We start from the raw sequence: 336 nt of genomic DNA, 5'->3' as shown, positions 1-336 counted from the left end.
CCAGCGGAAGGATCGCAGGCCGTGACCGGGGAGCGCCCCGTCATCGCCGTCGCCAAAGATGCGGCGTTCAATTTCTACTACCCGGAGAATCTGGACTTGCTGCGTCAGTCGGGAGCAGAAATTGCCTATTTTAGTCCACTGGCGGGAGAGCGCGTTCCTCAGCACGCAAACGGCCTATATCTGGGCGGCGGCTTTCCTGAGGAGTTTGCCGCAGCTATCGCTGCCAATACAGGCTTTTTGGAGGATATCCGCAGTGCAGTACGCCAGGATATGCCCATATTTGCTGAATGTGGCGGTTACATGGTGCTGGCGCGGACACTTACGGATCGTGCTGGC

Annotated in this window: 1 pseudogene; it reads left to right on the top strand. The window is 58.3% G+C overall.

Annotation, left to right across the window (positions count from 1 at the left end):
• Nucleotides 1–336, top strand: a pseudogene (locus WG8_RS29145) (cobyrinate a,c-diamide synthase); the annotation flags it as partial.

This window comes from Paenibacillus sp. Aloe-11 (assembly GCF_000245715.1).
Classification (GTDB): Bacteria; Bacillota; Bacilli; order Paenibacillales; family Paenibacillaceae; genus Paenibacillus; species Paenibacillus kribbensis.
The sequence above is the reverse complement of the archived record's forward strand: the minus strand, read 5'-3'. Positions and strand labels throughout refer to the sequence as shown.